Genomic DNA, 16,053 nt, shown 5'->3' on the forward strand with positions numbered 1-16,053 from the left:
CCGGGGACGAAGGGCGCCCCCCTTCAAACCCGCCGCAACGGCGGGAAGCGAAACGCCGCAGCCCGGCGGCGCCCAACCGACCCGCACCCGGGACACCGGGCCCCGCGCCGGCGCCGTCGCCGAACTCCCCGCCGTGGAACGGATCAGCGGCCGTTGAACGCGTCCTTGAGGCGGGAGAAGAGCCCCTGCTGCCCGGGGGCGAACTGCCCCGTGGGCCGCTCCTCCCCCCGCAACTGCGCAAGCCTCCGCATCAGATCCTCCTGCTCCGCATCCAGCTTGTGCGGCGTCACGACCTCGACGTGCACGACGAGATCCCCGCGCCCGCCCCCGCGCAGATGCGTGATGCCCCGCTGATGCAGCGGGATCGACTGCCCGGACTGCGTGCCCGGCCTGATGTCGATCTCCTCCAGCCCGTCCAGCGTCTCCAGCGGGCACTTCGTGCCGAGCGAGGCCGCCGTCATCGGGATGGTGACCGTGCAGTGCAGGTCGTCACCCCGCCGCTGGAAGACCGGGTGCGGCACCTCGCGGATCTCGACGTAGAGATCACCGGCCGGCCCGCCGCCGGGCCCGACCTCGCCCTCGCCCGCGAGCTGGATCCGCGTGCCGTTGTCGACCCCCGCGGGGATCTTGACGGTGAGCGTCCGGCGGGACCTGACCCGCCCGTCACCCGCGCACTCCGGGCACGGCGTGGGCACGACCGTGCCGAAACCCTGGCACTGCGGGCACGGCCGCGACGTCATGACCTGGCCCAGGAAGGACCGGGTGACCTGCGAGACCTCACCGCGGCCGCGGCACATGTCACAGGTCTGCGCGGAGGTGCCGGGCGCGGCACCCTCCCCGTTGCAGGTGCCGCAGGTCACGGCCGTGTCGACCTGGAGGTCCTTGGTCGTGCCGAAGGCGGCCTCGTCCAGCTCGATCTCCAGCCGGATCATCGCGTCCTGGCCGCGCCGGGTCCGCGACCGCGGCCCGCGCTGCTGGGACTGCCCGAAGAACGCGTCCATGATGTCGCTGAAGTTGCCGAAGCCCGCGCCGCCGAAGCCCGCGCCGCCGCCACCGCCGGTGGAGGAGAGCGGATCGCCGCCGAGGTCGTAGACCTGCTTCTTCTGCGGGTCGGAGAGCACCTCGTACGCGGCGTTGATCTCCTTGAAGCGCTCCTGCGTCTTGGGGTCCGGGTTGACGTCCGGGTGCAACTCGCGGGCGAGTCGGCGGAACGCCTTCTTGATCTCGTCCGGGCCCGCGTCGCGGCGCACGCCGAGTACGGCGTAGTAGTCCGTGGCCACCTACGACTCCGCCAGGATCTGTCCGACGTAACGTGCCACTGCGCGTACCGCTCCCATCGTTCCGGGGTAGTCCATGCGGGTCGGTCCGACCACGCCGAGTTTGGCGACTGCCTCGTCGCCCGAACCGTAGCCGACCGCCACCACTGAGGTGGAGTTCAGGCCCTCGTGAAAGTTCTCATGACCGATCCGTACGGTCATGGTGGAGTCCTCGGTCTCGCCGAGGAGTTTGAGGAGCACCATCTGCTCCTCGAGTGCTTCGAGCACCGGCCGGATCGTCAGCGGGAAGTCGTGGTGGAACCTGGTCAGATTCGCCGCGCCGCCCAGCATGATCCGCTCCTCCTTCTCCTCGACGAGGGTTTCCAGGAGGGTGGCGAGCACACCGGCGACGGCCGGCCGGTCGTCCGGGTCGAAACTCTCCGGAAGATCCTGCACCAGCGGCGGCACATCGGCGAAACGGCGGCCGATGACCCGGCTGTTGAGCCGGGCCCGCAGATCCGCGAGCACGATCTCGCCGACCGGCCCCGGGCAGTCGATCAGCCGCTGCTCGACCCGGCCGGTGTCGGTGATCAGGATGAGCATGACACGGGCGGGCGCGAGCGGGAGCAGTTCCACATGGCGGACCGAGGAACGGGTCAGCGACGGGTACTGCACGACCGCGACCTGCCGGGTGACCTGGGCGAGCAGCCGTACCGTACGGGCCACCACGTCGTCGAGGTCGACCGCGCCCTCCAGGAAGTTCTGGATCGCGCGGCGCTCGGCGGAGGACAGCGGTTTGACGCCCGCCAGCTTGTCGACGAAGAGCCGGTAGCCCTTGTCGGTGGGGATACGGCCGGCGCTGGTGTGGGGTTGGGCGATATAGCCCTCGTCCTCCAGCACGGCCATGTCGTTGCGCACGGTGGCCGGGGAGACACCGAGCTGATGGCGCTCGGTGAGCGCCTTGGACCCGACCGGCTCCTCGGTGCCGACATAGTCCTGGACGATGGCACGCAGCACCTCAAGCCTGCGTTCGCTCAGCATCGCGCACCTCCTGCCGTGGGACCTCGATCGCCTCGCCTGGCACTCCACTATTTCGAGTGCCAGCTTTCCCGCAGCCAGTGTACGGCGAGGCGGCAAGGGGTCGGCAAGACCGGCTCCCGTACGAATGGGGCACGGCGATAGCGTCGGCTCGTGGAATCTGAGGAACCCGCGGAAAACACGGCGGCAAACACGGAGGAGCCGGGCGCCGGCGGCTCGGTCTGGGAGCACGTGGCGATCGGGGTGGCCCGGCGCCGGCTGCCGCATCTCGACGTGACGATCGGCCTGGTCGTGGGCGCGGACGCGGTGCTGCTGATCGACACCGGTTCCACCCCGCGGGAGGGCGCGGAGCTGCGCGGACAGGTCGAGGCGCTGACCGGGCGCGCGGTGACCCATGTGGTGCTCACCCACGGCCACTTCGACCATGTCGGCGGCACGTCCGCCTTCCCGGGCGCCGAGGTGTACGGGCACACGGCGCTGGACGGCTTCCTGCGCCGCGGGCGGGACACGATGAGCACGGCGGCCGTGCGGTACGGCACCGATCCGCGGGAGGCGGCCGAGGCGGCGCGGACCCTGGTCCTGCCGACCCGTACGGTGCTCGGGGAGCTGGCGCTCGACCTCGGCGACCGCCCGGTGCGGCTGGTGCACCCGGGCGAGGGGCACACCGGGCACGACCTGGTGGTGTACGTGCCGGGCGCGACCGACAGCGACCCCGCGGTGGTCTTCTGCGGCGACCTGGTCGAGGAGTCCGGCGAACCGCAGGCCGACGAGGAGGCGGTGCCGGCCCGCTGGCCCGGCACACTGGACGCGCTGCTCGCCCTCGGCGGGGAGACCGCCCGCTATGTGCCGGGCCACGGCGCGGTGGTGGACGCGCGCTTCGTCCGGGCCCAGCGGGACGCGCTGACGGCCCGTTTCGGGGGTACGGCGTAGCCGCGTCGCTACGATCGCCCTCATGCGCAGCAGGAGTTACGACCCGGATCTGACGCCCCCGTGGAAGAAGGGGGGCACCCCGGTGCCGGAAGTGGCCGCGGAGCCCGACCTGGTGGTCGAGGAGGCGGACACGGGGTTCTGCGGGGCCGTGGTGCGGGTGGAGAAGACCGCGGAGGGGCTGACGGTCACGCTGGAGGACCGGTTCGGCAAGCTGCGGGTCTTCCCGATGGCGCCGCGCGGCTTCCTGATCGACGGGAAGCCGGTCACGCTGGTCCGCCCGCAGGGCCCGCCGGGGCCGCGCGGTCCGCTGCTGTCCGCGTCGGGCTCGCTCGCGGTGCCGGGCGCGAAGGCGCGGGTGGCGCGGGCCGGGCGGATCTACGTCGAGGGCCGGCACGACGCCGAACTCGTCGAACGGGTCTGGGGCCACGACCTGCGGATCGAGGGCGTCGCCGTGGAGTACCTGGAGGGCGTGGACGATCTCGCCGCCATCGTCGAGGACTTCGCGGCCGCGCCCGGCGCCCGGCTCGGGGTGCTGGTCGACCATCTGGTCCCGGGCTCCAAGGAGTCCCGGATCGCGGACGCGGTGAGCGGCCCCGACGTACTGGTCGTCGGACACCCGTTCGTCGACGTGTGGGAGGCCGTGAAGCCGTCCTCGGTGGGCATCGCGGCATGGCCGGTGGTGCCCCGCGGCCAGGACTGGAAGACGGGCGTCTGCCGGGCCCTGGGCTGGGGGCACCTGAGCACGGGCGAGGCGTGGCAGCGCATCCTCGCGTCGGTCCGCACCTACAAGGACCTCCGGCCCGAGCTGCTGGGGGCCGTGGAGCACCTGATCGACTTCGTCACGGCTCCGGAGTGACGGGAGCGGCCCGCAGACCGCTCAGCTTGTCGGGGTTGACCTGGAGCCGCAGTCCGCTGATGACGCCGTCGGCGAGGTCGTACGACAGCACCCCGACCGGGTGGCCGGCCGAGGTCCACAGGATGTTGAGCTCGCCGTTGATGTGCGCGGGCTCCGGGTGGACCTCGTAGCCGTCGCGGTGGAGCTTGCCCAGCACGCCGAGCAGCCAGCGGGCGGTCGCCGAGGCGCCCAGGAGCGGGCGGCGGGCCGCGGTGACCTTGCCGCCGCCGTCGGACCAGGCGGTCACGTCGGGGGCGAGCAGTTCCATGACCGCGTTGAGGTCGCCGCCCGCGCAGGCGTCGAGGAAGAGCGAGGTCACCTCGTGGCGGCGGGCCGGGTCGGTGTCGAAGCGGGGGCGGCGGGCCCGCATGTGCGCGCGGGCCCGGTAGGCGATCTGGCGTACGGCGGGCTCGGTGCGGTCCAGCACCACGGCGATCTCGGCGTGCGAGTAGCCGAAGACCTCGTGCAGCATGAAGACCGCCCGCTCGACCGGGGCCAGCGTCTCCAGCACCACCAGCATCGCCGTGGAGACCGTGTCGGCGGTCTCCGCGGCCTCCTCGGTCTCGGCGGTCTCCGGCGCGGTCAGCAGCGGCTCGGGCAGCCAGGGGCCGATGTACGTCTCGCGGGTGGCGCGGGCGCTGGTGAGGCGGTTGAGCGACAGATTGGTGACCGTGCGGACCAGATAGGCGCGCGGCGCGCGGACAGCGGCGCGGTCGGCCGCGCTCCAGGCCAGCCAGGCGTCCTGGACCACGTCCTCGGCGTCGGCGACGCTGCCGAGCATCCGGTAGGCGACGCCGAAGAGCAGATCGCGGTGGGACAGGAACTCGGCGGCGGGGTCGGCGACGGCCCGCTCACCGGTACCGGGGTCGGGGTCCAAGCCGGCGGCGGGGTCGAGGTCCGGGCCGGCGGCGGGGTCGGTGTGCGGCCGCGTGCCGGTCACGGGCGTCACGCGGCCTGCTCGGCGCGGCTGTCGGCCAGCCGGCGCACACCGTCCGTGCTGCTCGCACTGGCGGGCGCCCAGTCCAGCTCCGCGCGGGCCTTGGCGTTGGACAGCCGCAGATCCGTCGTCATCAGGGTGTGCGCCAGCGGGGCGGCCCTGAGCAGCCACAGCGGTACGGTCGGCGGCCGCGGTGTGCCGTACGCCTCGGCGACCGCCCGGAAGTGGGTGGCCCAGCCGAGCGGGGTGTCGTCGACGATGTTGTACGCCTGCCCGGCACGGCCGTGTTCGGCGGCCAGCAGCACGGCCCGGCCCGCGTCCCGGGCCTCGACCCACGACAGCGCCCGGCCGCGCTCGGCCACCACGGGCAGGGCACGCTTGCGCAGCAGCGGCACCACGTAGGTGTCGGTCACCGCGGCGCCGTAGAAGAGCCCGAAGCGCAGGGAGACCGCTTCGACGCCTTCCGCCTCGAACGCCTGCGCCTCCAGGGAGCGCATCGCGCCGACATGCCGCTCCTGCCGGGAGTCCGTGCTCCTGGGGCCGTACGGGGTGCCCTCCTCGGTGATCAGGTCCGGGCCGTGGTCGCCGTATCCGTAGCCGAACATCATCGACTCCACGACGAAGCGGCGGGCGCCGGTCGCGCGGGCGGCGGCCAGCAGGTTCGCGGTGCCGTCCACCCGCAGCACGTTGGTGGGGGCCATGTCACGGTGGCGGGCCATGGACTTGCCGCCCAGCGCGGTGGCGGCGTGCACCACCACGTCGAAGGCGTGGCCGTCCACCGCGCGCAGCAGCGCCTCGCGGTCCAGCAGATCCACGCGCAGCGCGTGCGACGGGCCCCGGCCCAGGTCCGTGACCTCGTGTCCCGCCGCCGTCAGCGCCTTGGTGGCGTGGCGCCCCAGCACTCCGCTTCCGCCTGCCAGCAGAATCCTCATGTGCCGCCGCTCCTTTGTTTCCTGTTCGGGTGGTCGCCCATAGGACAGGTCAACCCCCTCCGGCATCACGCGGTTACGGTGTGAAGCCGGTCACGCCCCCGTCAGTCGACCAGGTCGCGGACGACCGCGTCGGCCAGCAGCCTCCCGCGCAGGGTGAGAACCGCCCGTCCGGCCGCGTAAGGACCGGGCTCCAGCAGGCCGTCCCTTACCGCGCGGGCGGCGGCGCGGGCGCCCGGCTCGGCGAGCAGTTCCAGCGGGCAGCCCGCCGACAGCCGCAGCTCCAGCAGGATCCGCTCGACCCTGCGGTCCTCGGACGTGAGGAGTTCCCGGCCCGCGCCCGGGGTCCGTCCCTCGGCCAGCGCCTGGGCGTACGCGCCGGGGTGCTTGACGTTCCACCAGCGCACCCCGCCGACGTGGCTGTGGGCGCCGGGGCCCGCGCCCCACCAGTCCGCGCCGGTCCAGTACAGCTCGTTGTGCCGGCACCGGGCGGCCCCGGTCGTCGCCCAGTTCGACACCTCGTACCAGGAGAAACCGGCGCCGGCCAGCCGCTCGTCCGCGATGAGGTAACGGTCGGCGTGCTCGTCGTCGTCGGTCATCGGCACCTCTCCGCGCCTGATCCGCCGGGCCAGCCCCGTACCCTCCTCCACGATCAGCGCGTAGGCCGACACATGGTCCGGTTCCGCCCCGATCGCGGCGTCGAGGGAGGCCCGCCAGTCGTCGTCGGACTCCCCCGGGGTGCCGTAGATCAGATCGAGGTTGACGTGCGCGAAACCGGCCGCGCGGGCCTCGGCGACGCATGCCTCGGGGCGCCCGGGGGTGTGGTTGCGGTCCAGGACGCGCAGCACGTGCTTCCGGGCGCTCTGCATGCCGAAGGACACCCGGTTGAAGCCGCCGGCCCGCAGGGCGGCGAGGTAGGCGGGGTCGACGGACTCCGGGTTGGCCTCCGTGGTGATCTCCGCGCCCGGCGCCAGCCCGAACTCCTCGCGGATCGCGCCGAGCATCCGCGCGAGGTCGGCCGCGGGCAGCAGCGTGGGGGTGCCGCCGCCGACGAAGACCGTCTCGACCTGCCGGGGGTCGTCGCCGAGCACCTTGCGGGCGAGCCGAACCTCCTCGATCAGCACGTCCGCGTAGTTGTCCCGGGAGGCCAGGGCGCCGCCGGAGCCGCGCAGTTCGCTCGCGGTGTAGGTGTTGAAGTCGCAGTAGCCGCAGCGGCTGGCGCAGTAGGGAACGTGCAGGTAGAAGCCGAGCGGACGGCCGGCGGCCCCGTCCAGGGCGTGCGGCGGCAGGGCGCCGTCCGCGGGGACGGGTTCACCGTCGGGAAGTACGGAAGGCATACACCCCAGTATCCGGCACCGCGCGCGGCACCCGGCTGGACGGCGGCCACTGTCCGGACCGGCGGTCGTCAGGCCCGGACCTCGCCCGGTCGGTCACCTGGCCTGGAGCACGAGCAGCGCCAGGTCGTCTGCGGGCGGCGCCGCGTCGTAGTCGTGCACGGCCTGCCGGACGCGTTCGGCGATCCCGGCCGCGTCCAGGCCCGTACAGCCGCCCAGGACGGCCGCCAGGCCGTCCTCGTCGTCGAACTGGCGGGACCCACGGCGGCGCTCGGTGACGCCGTCGGTGACGCACAGCAGGGTGTCGCCGGGCGACAGGTCGAAGCTCTCGCCGGTGTACCGGGCGTCGTCGGAGATGCCGAGCAGCAGCTGCGGGGTGGCGGCCGGCCGTACCGTGCCGTCGGGGCGCAGCACGAGCGGCAGGGGGTGCCCGGCGGAGGCGAGCGTGCACCGGGCGCCCCGCGCGGGGCCGTCGGCGTACGGCCCTTCGGCGTGCGGCCCCTTGGCGTACGGAACGATCTCGCCGTAGAGCAGCGAGAGGAAGCGGGCCTGGCCGCCCTCCCAGACGGCGGTCTCGCCGATCAGCGCGGCGGCGGCCTCGTCGGCGAGCGCCCGGTTGAGGCGGTCGAGCACCTCGGGGACGGTACGGCCCTCGCGGGCGAGCAGCCGCAGCACCGGGCGGGCGAGTCCCGTGAGGGAGGCGGCCTCCGGGCCCTTGCCGCAGACGTCGCCGAGGGCGAAGCACCAGCGGCCGTCGCCCGCGGGGAAGAGGTCGTAGAAGTCGCCGCCGACCCAGTCGCCGGCCGCGGGCTCGTAGACGATCGCGTGCGCCACGCCGGGGATACGGCCGGTGGCGGGCGGCAGCAGGCCGCGTTGCAGGACCGTGCTGATCCTGGCCTGGCGGGCGTACTGCCGGGCGGTGCTCAGGGCCAGCGCGACCCGGCGGGCGAAGTCCTCGATCAGGCCGGTGGTCTCTGCGGGCAGGCCGAGCGGCCCGGCCCGGCCCAGCAGCAGGATGCCGTGACAGCGGCCGCCGACGGTCAGCGGCACGGCGAGGGCGCCGCCCTGATCGCAGGCGGCGCCCTGAAACGTGGGCCAGGGCTGCCGTTCGGCGCCGGCACCCGGCACAGGGGCGGGCGGCGACTTCTCCAGCACCGTCCGCAGGGTGTCGATACGGTGCTCCGCGCTGTGCCAGACGTGCGCGAGACGGGGGGCGGCGGCGCCGGACGGGTACAGCCAGACCGCGCACCAGTCGGCGAGCCGCGGCACGAGCAGCTGGGCGGCCAGCGAGACGACATTGTCCTCGTCGAGCTGGCCCGCGAGCAGATCGGACGCCTCGGCGAGGAAGGTGAGCGAGCCGCGGCTGATCCAGTCGGCGTCGGCGCGGCGGGCCGGGGCGGGCGGCGTCGGGGCCAGCAGCCCGGCGCCGGCCGCCTCGGGGCAGGTCCCGTCGCCCGGGCCGCCGTCGCCGCTGTCCGGGTCGGTCCCGGCGTCGGTGAGGTCGATACGGCACCACACCGTCTTGCGGTCGCGGCGGTAGGTGATCCCCCAGGCGTCGGAGAGCGCGGCGACCAGATGCAGCCCGCGCCCGCCCTCGCTGCCCTCGCACGGCGGGGAGTCGTCGGGGCGCAGCACGCGCGCGGGGTGGTGGTCGGTGACTTCGATGACCAGCGCGGACGGCGGTTCGAGGGTGTCGATGCGCAGCTGTACGTCGACGGTGGTGCCCGCGTGCACGACGGCGTTGGTGACCAGCTCGCTGAGCAGCAGGGTGCCGTCGTCGGCGACGCGGTCGGTGACCTCGGTCCCGTACCCGGCCCATTCGGCGAGGGCCGCGCGCAGAAATCTGCGGGCCGCGCCGGCGGCCGGCTCGTCGCCCGGCAGCCGGGTCCCGGCCACGTACTCGGGGCGCCCCCGGGCCGCCGTGGCCTCCCCTTGACGGGACCGGGGTGAAATCAGCTTCACATGCCTCAGCGTGACAGAGCGATCCGGCCCGGGTGCGCTGCGTGATGACGGTTCGCTCATTCCGGGTCCGGAAAGCCGCGTTCTGCCTCCCGCGCGGGCGTGATCCGCTACAGTCCGGCGCCCACGGGCGGCTGAGCGCTCCTCGGCGGCCGGTTCGCGCCACCCCGGGCGGCCCGGACCGCCCGGTCACGCCTCCCGGGCGCCCGCGTACATGTCGTCGATGAGGTCGGCGAACGCGCGCTCCACCACCGGCCGCTTGAGCTTCAGGCTCGGGGTGAGGTCGCCGTGCTCCACGTCCAGGTCGCGCGGCAGGACCCGGAACTGCCGGATCTGCTGCCAGCGTTGCAGGCCCTCGTTGACGGTCCGCACATAGCCGTCGATCAGTTCCCCGACCTGCTCGGTGGCAACGACCTCGGCGTAGCCGCGGCCACCGAGGCCGTTCTCCTTGGCCCAGCCGAGGATCGAGGGCTCGTCGAGGGAGAGCAGCGCCGTACAGAAGTTGCGGCCGCCGCCGACGACCAGCACGTTGCTGACGTACGGGCAGACCGCCTTGAACCGGCCCTCGACCTCGGCCGGGGCGATGTACTTGCCGCTGGAGGTCTTGATCAGGTCCTTCTTGCGGTCGGTGATCCTCAGGAAGCCGTCGGGGGACAGCTCGCCGATGTCCCCGGTGTGGAACCACCCGTCGGGCTCCAGCACCTCGGCGGTCTGCTCGGGCAGCCCGTGGTAGCCCATCATGATGCCGGGGCCGCGCAGCAGGATCTCGCCGTCCTCGGCGATCCGCACCTCAAGTCCGGGCAGGGCCTTGCCGACCGTGCCCGTGCGGTACAGCTCGCCGGGGTTGACGAAGCTGGCCGCGCTGGACTCGGTCAGGCCGTAGCCCTCCAGGATGTGGATGCCGGCGCCGGAGAAGAAGTAGCCGATCTCGGGGGCGAGCGCGGCGGACCCGGAGACGGCCGCGCGCAGCCGGCCGCCGAACGCCTCGCGCAGCTTGGCGTAGACGAGCTTGTCGGCCAGCGCGTGCTTGGTGCGCAGCGCCAGCGGCGCGGAACGGGTGCCGGTCAGCCGCATGCTGTTCTGGGTGGCCTTGGCGTACTCACGGGCGACCTCGGCCGCCCACAGGAAGATCTTGTACTTCGCCGGGCCGCCCGCGCGGGCCCGGGCGGCGACGCCGTTGTAGACCTTCTCGAAGATCCGGGGCACGGCCGCCATGTAGGTCGGCCGGACGACCGGCAGATTCTCGATGATCTTGTCGACCCGGCCGTCCACCGCCATGTCGTGGCCGACCGCGATGTGCCCGGCGGTGAGCACCTTGCCGAAGACATGGGCGAGCGGCAGCCACAGGTACTGCATGTCGTTCTCGTTGAGCAGGTCGATCGCCACGATGGCCCGGGCCATGTACGACCAGGCGTCGTGCGACAGCCGTACGCCCTTGGGCCGGCCGGTGGTGCCGGAGGTGTAGATGAGGGTGGCCAGCTGGTGCCGGTCGAGCACGGCCACCGCGTCGGTCACGGCGGAAGGGTGCTGTTCCAGATAGGCGGCGCCGCGCTTCTCCAGGTCGGCGAGCGAGAGCACCCAGCCGTCGCCGTCGGTGTCCGTGGCGTCGGCCGCCTCGAAGACCACGACATGGACGAGTTCGGGCAGTTCGGCGCGCTGCTCACGGGCCTTGGCGAGCTGCGCCGCGTTCTCGGCGAAGAGCACCCGGCTGCCGGAGTCGGCGAGGATGAAGGCGGTCTCGGCGACGTTGGTGCTCGGGTAGACGGTCGTGGTGGCCGCGCCCGCGCACATCACCCCGAGGTCGGCGAGGATCCAGTCGACGGAGGTGCCGGCGGCGATGGCCACGCGCTCCTCGGGGCGTACACCGAGGTCCATCAGACCGGCCGCGATCGCGAAGACCCGGCCGGCGGCCTCGCGCCAGTTGAGCGTCCGCCACTCCTCGGGGCCCTCGCCGTCCGCGGCCGGGACCGGGAAGCGGTACGCCTCCGCCTCGGGCGTCGCCTCGACCCGCTCCAGGAAGAGCGTGGCCACGGAGGGCGGCCGGGTCTCGATCAACGTCTGTGTGTCGGTCACGACAACCTCCGGGCCCGCTCGATTTTCTTAACTCACCAGTAACCTGTCCGTCGGATCAGGGTAGAGGGCCGACGCCCGGCGCGTAAGAGGGTCAGGCGGGCGGTTTGCCCCGAGAGCGTGCCTGGCGGGGACGGGTGCGGGTGCCCGGCCGGGGTCGTCCTTGGGGCACAGGCCGGGGCGGGCGCCGTGCGGGCCGGGGCGGGCGCCGTGTGCCGGCGCCCGCCCGGGGGCCTACTTCTTCTTCTCGCCCTCGGAGTCCGTGGACAGCACGGCGATGAAGGCCTCCTGCGGCACCTCCACGCTGCCGACCATCTTCATCCGCTTCTTGCCTTCCTTCTGCTTCTCCAGCAGCTTGCGCTTGCGCGAGATGTCACCGCCGTAGCACTTGGCGAGGACGTCCTTGCGGATGGCGCGCACGGTCTCGCGGGCGATCACCCGGGCGCCGATCGCCGCCTGGATGGGCACCTCGAAGTTCTGCCGCGGGATCAGCTTGCGCAGCGTGGCCACCAGCCGGACCCCGTAGGCGTACGCCTTGTCCTTGTGGGTGATCGCCGAGAAGGCGTCCACCTTGTCGCCGTGCAGCAGGATGTCGACCTTGACCAGGTCGGCGCTCTGCTCCCCGGTGGGCTCGTAGTCCAGCGAGGCGTAGCCGCGGGTCTTGGACTTGAGCTGGTCGAAGAAGTCGAAGACGATCTCGGCCAGCGGCAGGGTGTAGCGGATCTCCACCCGGTCCTCGGAGAGGTAGTCCATGCCGAGCAGCGAGCCGCGCCGGTTCTGGCACAGCTCCATGATCGCGCCGATGAACTCGGTGGGGGCCAGTACGGTGGCGCGCACCACCGGCTCGTACACCTCGGCGATCTTGCCTTCGGGGAACTCGCTGGGGTTGGTGACCACGTGCTCGACGCGGTCCTCCATCACCACCCGGTAGACCACGTTGGGCGCGGTGGCGATCAGGTCGAGGCCGAACTCGCGCTCCAGGCGCTCGCGGATCACGTCCAGGTGCAGCAGGCCGAGGAAGCCGACGCGGAAGCCGAAGCCGAGGGCCGCGGAGGTCTCGGGCTCGTAGACCAGCGCCGCGTCGTTGAGCTGGAGCTTGTCCAGCGCCTCGCGCAGCTCGGGGTAGTCGGAGCCGTCCAGCGGATACAGGCCGGAGAAGACCATCGGCTTGGGGTCCTTGTACCCGCCGAGCGCCTCGACCGCGCCCGCGGCCTGGGAGGTGATGGTGTCACCGACCTTGGACTGCCGTACGTCCTTCACTCCGGTGATCAGATAACCGACCTCGCCGACGCCCAGACCGTCGGCGGGCGTCATCTCCGGGGAGGAGACGCCGATCTCCAGCAGCTCGTGGGTGGCGCCGGTCGACATCATCCGGATGCGCTCGCGCTTGCTGAGCTGGCCGTCGATGACACGGACGTAGGTGACGACCCCGCGGTAGGAGTCGTAGACCGAGTCGAAGATCATCGCGCGGGCGGGCGCGTCGGCGACTCCGACCGGCGGCGGGACCTGTCGGACCACCCGGTCGAGCAGGACGTCCACGCCGATGCCGGTCTTGGCGGAGACCCGCAGCACGTCGTCCGGGTCGCAGCCGATGAGGTTGGCCAGCTCCTCGGCGAACTTCTCCGGCTGGGCGGCCGGCAGGTCGATCTTGTTGAGCACCGGGATGATGGTGAGGTCGTTCTCCATCGCCAGGTAGAGGTTGGCCAGTGTCTGGGCCTCGATCCCCTGCGCCGCGTCGACCAGCAGGACCGTACCCTCGCAGGCGGCCAGCGAACGGGACACCTCGTAGGTGAAGTCCACGTGGCCCGGGGTGTCGATCATGTTCAGGATGTGGGTCGTGCCCACCTGCTCGCCCGTGACGGGCGCCCACGGCAGCCGGACGGCCTGCGACTTGATCGTGATGCCGCGCTCACGCTCGATGTCCATCCGGTCGAGGTACTGGGCGCGCATCTGCCGCTGGTCGACGACACCGGTCAGCTGGAGCATCCGGTCGGCGAGCGTCGACTTGCCGTGGTCGATATGGGCGATGATGCAGAAGTTGCGGATCAGCGCCGGGTCGGTACGGCTCGGGTCCGGGACGTGGGAAGGGATCGCGGGCACGCAGGGTCCATTTTCTTGAGCGGCTGTCGCGAGACGCCGGTCTCTGGCTGTCGCGAGACGCCGGTCTCTGCTGGATCGGATCGATACGTAGCCTCCATAGTCCCATGGCCGGGGGCCGGAGTCCCCTGGCCCGGCGCCGGACGTCGGTTTGGGAGGGGCCAGACGTCGGTTTGGGAGGCGCCGGAGGTCGGTTTGGGAGGGTCAGCGCCCTGCTGGTAGCCTGGGCCGCTGTGCCTCGTGCCCTTTGACCCGAGACACTCCCCGCAGGTCCCGCCGGTCACGGTGGGATCCGCGTTCCATCGGACACATCCGGACATCTCGGATGCATCGAACCTGAGAAGGCTCTTTCGTGGCGAACATCAAGTCCCAGATCAAGCGGAACAAGACCAACGAGAAGGCGCGCCTGCGCAACAAGGCCGTCAAGTCCGAGCTGAAGACCGCGATCCGTCGCACCCGTGAGGCCGTGGCCGCCGGTGACGCCGAGAAGGCCACCGCCGCCGCCCGCCTGGCCGCCAAGAAGCTCGACAAGGCCGTCAGCAAGGGCGTCATCCACAAGAACCAGGCCGCCAACAAGAAGTCGGCCATCGCCTCCTCGGTCTCCGCGCTCCAGGGCTGATCACCCTTCTCCGCAGGACCCGCACGACCTGCCTCACGACCTGAGGCATCGCCGGAAACCGGACTCAGCGGCCCCTCTACCGCCCGGACCGGCACCGCCCGGGTCAGCGCGCCGCACGCGGACGTTCGCCACGTGCCTGCGGCGCATCGAGCGCTTTCACTGCCCGCCCGGGTGTCCCGGGCGGGCAGTGTGCTGTCCGCCTCCGGCGGGGGGTGCGGGGGACGTCCGGGGGCTTCCCGGGGCGCTTTCCGGGGGGTGCGGGGTGCGCCGGGGCCGTTACCGTCACGGCATGTCGACGCCGCCGGAGCAGCCGGCCCGCTCCTCGTATCCGAACTCCCCCTCCGGGCAACCCGGTTCACCACCACCCGCCGACGGCTACGGCACGCCACTGCCGCCGCAGCACCACCCGTCCACGCGGGGCCGGCCCCACGGGCAGCCACAGGGGTACGACGCGCCTGCCACACCTCCCGGGGCCCCGGGCCGGGGCGGAGCCCGGCGGGCCGTGCTGTGGTGACGAAGGGGACGCCGGCGAAGCTGAGGTAGGCCGAGCGGCGGCGGGTCGCGGGGCGGGGCACTGTCAGGTGTACGGCCGGGTGCGGGCCGGTAGGCGTTCGGGGCTGCGGCCGGGGGGCGAGGTGGTGGTGGTGGCGTTCAGCCGCGGGCGCGGGACGCCTGGGAGACGGCGACGACGGCCTTCTCCAGGGCGTAGGCCGGGTCCGCGCCGCCGCCCTTGACCGCCGCGTCGGCCTCGGCGACGGCCCTCAGCGCGGCCGAGACACCGTCCGCGGTCCAGCCGCGCATCTGCTGCCTGACCCGGTCGATCTTCCAGGGGGGCATACCGAGGTCACGGGCGAGCTGGCCGGGGTTGCCGCCGCGCGCGGACGCGAGCTTGCCGATGGCGCGCACCCCGGAGGCCAGCGCGAAGGTGATGCCGGGCGCGGACTGGCCGATGGACAGCGCCCAGCGCAGCCGTTCCAGCGCCTCGGCCGTACGCCCGGTGACCGCGAAGTCGGCGACCTCGAAGCCGGTGGCCTCCGCGCGCCCGGTGTAGTAGCGGGCGACCACCGCTACATCGATGGTGCCCTCCACGTCGGCGGTCAACTGGGCGCAGGCGCTGGCCAGCTCGCGCAGATCGCTGCCGATGGAGTCGACCAGCGCCTGGGTCGCCTCGGGCGTCGCGGACCTGCCGAGAGCCCGGAACTCCTGCCGTACGAAGGCCAGCCGGTCGGCCGGCTTGGTCATCTTCGGGCAGGCCACCTCGCGGGCACCGGCCTTGCGGGCGGCGTCGAGCAGCCCCTTGCCCTTGGCGCCGCCCGCGTGCAGCAGCACGAGCATGATCTCCGGCAGGGGCGCGGCCAGATACGCCTTGACGTCCTTGACGGTGTCCGCCGACAGGTCCTGCGCGTTGCGCACCACGATGACCTTGCGCTCCTCGAAGAGCGAGGGGCTGGTCAGCTCGGCCAGTGTGCCGGGCTGAAGCGCGTCGGACGCGAGATCGCGCACGTCCGTGTCCGCGTCGGCGGCGCGGGCGGCGGTCACCACCTCGCGCACCGCGCGGTCGAGCAGCAGGTCCTCCTGGCCCACGGCGAGGGTGAGCGGAGCGAGCAGGTCGTCTGAAGCGGTCTTCCTGGCCATCGCCGTCCAGCATCCCACGGGGGTCGGACAGTCCCGACCGCCGGGCGCGATCGGGCACAATGCCCCGGTGAGCGACGTACGACATGTCCTGGTGCTGCCCGACCGCGACGCGGCCGAGGAGGTCGCCGAACTGCTGGCGGCCCGTTTCCCGCTGGCCGAGGAGCCCCGACTCGTCCGGGACGCCCTCGCGGGCGAGGACGACGCGGAGGACGCCCAGTGGCTGGTCGTGATCGAGAACGCGACCGCCGCGCTGGACCCCGCGGCGCTGGAGACCCTGGCCGCCGAATTCGACGGCTGGCTCGAACACGAGTGACGGGCCCGGAGGGCCGGGGCCGTCGGCGGAGAACGCGGCGA

The 16,053-nt window shown here is 72.8% G+C and carries 13 protein-coding genes; 4 read left to right on the forward strand and 9 right to left on the reverse strand.

Features of this window, described 5'->3' with window-relative positions; translation table 11 throughout:
* Positions 1-143 precede the first annotated feature (143 nt).
* A complete protein-coding gene (gene dnaJ / locus OHA30_RS10180) occupies positions 144-1,280 on the reverse strand; it encodes a molecular chaperone DnaJ (RefSeq protein ID WP_328913500.1) in 1,137 nt (378 codons plus the stop codon).
* Positions 1,281-2,297, reverse strand: a complete 1,017-nt coding sequence (gene hrcA, locus OHA30_RS10185; protein WP_328913501.1) for a heat-inducible transcriptional repressor HrcA — start codon at positions 2,295-2,297, stop codon at positions 1,281-1,283. It abuts the gene before it with no gap.
* A gap of 228 nt (positions 2,298-2,525) precedes the next feature.
* Between hrcA and OHA30_RS10190 the strand changes: the two genes are divergently transcribed.
* Together OHA30_RS10190 and OHA30_RS10195 are read left to right on the forward strand one after the other, a co-directional pair.
* Complete coding sequence (locus OHA30_RS10190; RefSeq protein WP_328917800.1) at positions 2,526-3,224, forward strand: MBL fold metallo-hydrolase; 699 nt, start codon at positions 2,526-2,528, stop codon at positions 3,222-3,224.
* Positions 3,225-3,246: 22 nt separating this feature from the next.
* The gene (locus OHA30_RS10195; RefSeq protein WP_328913502.1) at positions 3,247-4,080 is read left to right on the forward strand and encodes a DUF3097 domain-containing protein; all 834 of its coding nucleotides are present in this window, start codon (positions 3,247-3,249) and stop codon (positions 4,078-4,080) included.
* Here the strand turns inward: OHA30_RS10195 and sigJ are convergent.
* The 6 genes from sigJ to lepA all read right to left on the reverse strand — a co-directional run bounded on the left by sigJ (position 4,064) and on the right by lepA (position 13,448).
* Positions 4,064-4,900: an RNA polymerase sigma factor SigJ gene (gene sigJ / locus OHA30_RS10200; RefSeq protein WP_405786123.1), complete on the reverse strand. Its 837-nt coding sequence runs from the start codon at positions 4,898-4,900 to the stop codon at positions 4,064-4,066. The genes OHA30_RS10195 and sigJ overlap by 17 nt on opposite strands.
* A 164-nt stretch (positions 4,901-5,064) precedes the next feature.
* Complete coding sequence (locus OHA30_RS10205) at positions 5,065-5,988, reverse strand: NAD-dependent epimerase/dehydratase family protein (protein WP_328913503.1); 924 nt, start codon at positions 5,986-5,988, stop codon at positions 5,065-5,067.
* Positions 5,989-6,089: 101 nt separating this feature from the next.
* Positions 6,090-7,322: a radical SAM family heme chaperone HemW gene (gene hemW / locus OHA30_RS10210; protein WP_328913504.1), complete on the reverse strand. Its 1,233-nt coding sequence runs from the start codon at positions 7,320-7,322 to the stop codon at positions 6,090-6,092.
* Positions 7,323-7,415: 93 nt separating this feature from the next.
* Positions 7,416-9,341: a SpoIIE family protein phosphatase gene (locus tag OHA30_RS10215; RefSeq protein WP_405785628.1), complete on the reverse strand. Its 1,926-nt coding sequence runs from the start codon at positions 9,339-9,341 to the stop codon at positions 7,416-7,418.
* A 126-nt stretch (positions 9,342-9,467) separates the two neighbouring features.
* Positions 9,468-11,351 (reverse strand): AMP-dependent synthetase/ligase, encoded by a 1,884-nt coding sequence (locus tag OHA30_RS10220; RefSeq protein WP_328913505.1) that lies wholly within the window; start codon positions 11,349-11,351, stop codon positions 9,468-9,470.
* A 231-nt stretch (positions 11,352-11,582) separates the two neighbouring features.
* Positions 11,583-13,448, reverse strand: coding sequence for a translation elongation factor 4 (gene lepA / locus OHA30_RS10225; RefSeq protein ID WP_328913506.1), 1,866 nt, complete (start codon positions 13,446-13,448; stop codon positions 11,583-11,585).
* A gap of 349 nt (positions 13,449-13,797) precedes the next feature.
* Between lepA and rpsT the strand changes: the two genes are divergently transcribed.
* Complete coding sequence (gene rpsT, locus OHA30_RS10230) at positions 13,798-14,064, forward strand: 30S ribosomal protein S20 (RefSeq protein ID WP_328913507.1); 267 nt, start codon at positions 13,798-13,800, stop codon at positions 14,062-14,064.
* A 651-nt stretch (positions 14,065-14,715) separates the two neighbouring features.
* On the opposite strand, the gene holA is transcribed toward rpsT, so the two are convergent.
* A complete protein-coding gene (gene holA, locus OHA30_RS10235; RefSeq protein WP_328913508.1) occupies positions 14,716-15,699 on the reverse strand; it encodes a DNA polymerase III subunit delta in 984 nt (327 codons plus the stop codon).
* Between the two features lie 67 nt (positions 15,700-15,766).
* On the opposite strand from holA, the gene OHA30_RS10240 reads away from it, so the two are divergent.
* Complete coding sequence (locus OHA30_RS10240) at positions 15,767-16,012, forward strand: hypothetical protein (protein ID WP_328913509.1); 246 nt, start codon at positions 15,767-15,769, stop codon at positions 16,010-16,012.
* Positions 16,013-16,053: the final 41 nt, after the last annotated feature.

The organism is Streptomyces sp. NBC_00223 (genome assembly GCF_036199905.1).
GTDB lineage: Bacteria > Actinomycetota > Actinomycetes > Streptomycetales > Streptomycetaceae > Actinacidiphila.